The sequence below is a fragment of the Hydrocoleum sp. CS-953 genome, assembly GCF_002260545.1.
GTDB lineage: Bacteria > Cyanobacteriota > Cyanobacteriia > Cyanobacteriales > Microcoleaceae > Trichodesmium.
The window spans coordinates 1-3871 of record NZ_LGSU01000615.1 but is presented as its reverse complement, the minus strand read 5'-3'; the positions used below and the strand labels follow the sequence as shown (position 1 = coordinate 3871).

General features: G+C 35.5%; 1 protein-coding gene and 1 rRNA gene. One reads left to right on the top strand and one right to left on the bottom strand.

The features are described from left to right. Positions 1-685: 685 nt before the first annotated feature. A partial coding sequence (locus tag AFK68_RS06825) for a caspase family protein (protein WP_210407273.1) occupies positions 686-2392 on the bottom strand: 1707 nt, incomplete at its 3' end. A 1165-nt stretch (positions 2393-3557) separates the two neighbouring features. Between AFK68_RS06825 and AFK68_RS06820 the strand changes: the two genes are divergently transcribed. Beyond that, a 16S ribosomal RNA gene (locus AFK68_RS06820) occupies positions 3558-3871 on the top strand; the annotation flags it as partial.

Sequence of the window (3871 nt, the reverse complement as noted above, 5' to 3'; positions counted from 1 at the left end):
CCTTTCACGCGCAAGGGGGCATTGCAGTAGGGGTTGTTTCTTTCATAGATTCCGCGATCGCGGGAGACGTAAAATTATTGTAGACCAAGCATTATAGTCTAATTTGGCCAGTTAAGTTGTGTAAGTCCCACTAGGAGAGAAGGCTTTAGTTATCTAGGAGAGAAGCTTTAAGAGAAGGAAAAACCTTATATGGCGGTAGATATTTCCCCAACTTTTACACAAACGATACCAACGGAAATGATATTAATCAACTATATACCCGATTTTAATTTTCTCCCGTTAAGGGTTAATTTATCCATCGGCTTTTATCGTTTTGGGTTGGGTATACCTAAAGTTATGCTTCTGTCTTTTAAAATATAGATTCTAAAGTTATGATCTATATATTTTTATTTAATTTTTTTTCTTAGTTTGTATTTGACTTTTCCAATCTGCCAGTGCTTTTTGAGCAGACTCATAAGCTGGCGTTCCAGAAGGAACTAACTCACCAGCCAAAATAGCCTCACTCAAGTTTTTATTCTTGGCTCGTACTGTCGCAATACTAAAAATTGTATTACTCCACTGAGCAATCAACTTTTGAGCTTCTTCATATTGAGGCTCACCAGAGCGAATTTTACGAGCTTCATTAATTGCTTTAATATAAGAAGAAGCTTGTCCAGGTTGAATCTGTTCCTTCGCAGATGTAAGNAATACTAAAAATTGTATTACTCCACTGAGCAATCAACTTTTGAGCTTCTTCATATTGAGGCTCACCAGAGCGAATTTTACGAGCTTCATTAATTGCTTTAATATAAGAAGAAGCTTGTCCAGGTTGAATCTGTTCCTTCGCAGATGTAAGTAATGCTTCATTAAACCCTTCATTAGCTTTTTTTTGTTGAGCTAGTTGTGGTTCCCATGAGCCGATGGCCAACTGTGCCTCTTGATAAATTGGTCTAATATTTCGAGGTACTAATTTAGCCGCATTAATTGCACCATCATAATCTCCTTTCAAAGCTCGTCCACTAGCTATATCAAGAATAGTTAAACTCCAACGTTCTATATGATTTTGTGCTTCAGGGTAGACTGGATCGCTTTGAGGAATTTCAGAAGCTTTAATAATTGCCCGACTAAAACTAGAGGCTGAAATTGAATTAAGTACAGTTACAGCTTCAGATAATATTAATTGATTTGCTGAGAGTTGACTTTCTTCTTGTTTTTGCTCATTCCCTGTTGTACTAGAAGTGTTTGCCGTAGATTGATTTTTTGAACCAGATACTACAGGTGATGGTGGTAAAGTTGCTTCTGATGAGTTATCTTCCTCTGTTTTCATAGTAGGTAAATTACCTTCACCCACTATCTGTTTACTGAAAAATATAGACTTATTTGTTAAAAATACACCTAATAGTAAGACTAAAGAAGTAAGACTACTTCCTACAATTAACTTTTGCAAAAAGGATTTATCAGACTGGATATTTTGAGCAATATTTTCAGACATTTCTACTTTTTTTATATTATTTTGGCTATTTACTTGAGATGCAACTGTATTATTATTCATATTCCCATTTACCATCTCTGTTTGGGTATTTTTTGTTGTCATAGAAGTTTTTATAGGATTTGAAACTTGTTTTGTTGTTCTGGCTTTTTCTGGATCAGAGTTAGAATCAACCCTAATTTTTTGAGGTAAGATTATCTGATTCATTTTATCAGTAGGATTTACCATCATCAGGGGATTTTGCTTTGGTCTTAGATATTCAGTACATAATTCTGGTAAACGACTACTTAAGAAATTATCAAGATTTTTGAGTGTTGTACATTTTCCAGAATTTAATCCTTCTAAAAGAGCTGCTGTAAAAAATCCTAGGCGTAGTGCAGAAGTTTCCTCTGAAACTTGGTTAGGATGACATGATAGTAACAGTGGTATCTCTAACTCTTTAGCTAACTCTAATGCTTGAACACCGAGTTGATTGTCCATTCCCGTCAAACGGCTATGCTTAATATCTAGCATAACCAAAACCTCTTCTACAGGAGACTTACTCAAATCTTCTAGTAGTTTTCTTATTGATATTCCTGTAGCTTCAGGGTTTGTTGGATTACCATCAATAGGCATCAGGTAGTCTTGATTTTGATAGCTCACACCATAACCACTGAAAAAATACCAGAGACAATTCTCTACTTGCAATTCCTTTTGACAAAAACCTTCGATAATATCTATTATATTTTCTCTACTAGGATAGGTTGGCTGTTCCCATATTGGTATTGAAGTATTGTCACTTAATACTAAACATTGTTCTGCTGAAAAATTTCTTTCGTTCAGTAAAAAATTATGCAGTGCCTCTGCATCTTGTTGCGCATAACTAAGAGGCTCAAGAAACTCGTATTGATTGATACCAATGGCAATAGAAGCGTAATTTTTCATTCACCAAAAGTCCTGATACTTAATAGATTGGCTGTACCTAGAATAACATTCTTAGGCCATTTTAGCTCATACCATTAATTGGGACAACTTTCGTAACAGTAATCAGGGAACTCAAATTCCTCTCATCTAGGTATAGATAGTGATTTTAATTTTAATTTTAGGGTTATTCAAGGTAATACCTTGGACTCTCTCTTTATAGAAATAAAGCTGCAAAACTAATAGCTTTTAATCAATCATCAGAGCTAAGGATATAGTGAATCTAAATATATATAACTACTGGTAAGCGGTAAATGGTGGAATTAAAAGTTATACACTATCCCATTTGGAGAGAGAGGTTGGGAATTTTGAATATTCTCGTTTGAGATTGTAAACATGGCCTATGAGCCAAGAATGTCCTAACTAATTAACCATTAATAGATATAGGGATAGATAGATACACATATATAGAATGTCAAAACCTTGAGATGGCTTTCTAAAAAAAGTTTTTTGCTTGAGAGTTAGGGCATAGAGTCCAAACGGTAATACTCAAAAATCTTTATAGCCCTACGCATTAAGGTTAGGACATTTCTAAATCCTGTTTGCGCAGCATTCCGTAGGAAAACCCTTTGACAATTTACTATTCCCTAGCGCGTAGCGCTGTACTATTTTTTCTAATATTTTTACAACCGCTATCTCAATAAAAAAAGTATATTTTTTGTTATCCTATATTTTTATAGTTTTAGGTATAAATATTTTTCAAATAATTAGTATGAATTTATTTTTAACGCATAAAATGGACATTATTTGCTTAACTTTCAAAGTCAGTCTGAATATTTTTTTGTAAAATTTGAAATTCCTGAAATGCTTGCCAGATAATCAATGCAATTTATTTATTCTCAGTCAAATCATCTATTTCCGGAAAAAATTTGAAAAAAGGGGTTGACACATCAAGATAGAGTTGCTAGATTAGTAAATGTGCCGGAGAGAGAAACGAACACAAACGAATCTCAAACCGAGCGCCTGAACCTAGACAACTCAATAGTTTGAAAGTTTAACAACAGCACTACTTCTATTAAGTCCTTGTTATAAACAATCAGGACAAAGAATATATAGTTCTGAGTCCTAAAATAAACAAAAACATTCTCCTTGTCAACAGACAAAGAGAAAAAAAATGAGTCAAACAAACATCATGGAGAGTTTGATCCTGGCTCAGGATGAACGCTGGCGGTCTGCTTAACACATGCAAGTCGAACGGGCTCTTCGGAGCTAGTGGCGGACGGGTGAGTAACGCGTGAGAATCTGCCTTCAGGTCTGGGACAACAGAAGGAAACTTCTGCTAATCCCGGATGAGCCCTTGGGTAAAAGATTAATTGCCTGGAGATGAGCTCGCGTCTGATTAGCTAGTTGGTGTGGTANTAGTGGCGGACGGGTGAGTAACGCGTGAGAATCTGCCTTCAGGTCTGGGACAACAGAAGGAAACTTCTGCTAATCCCGGATGAG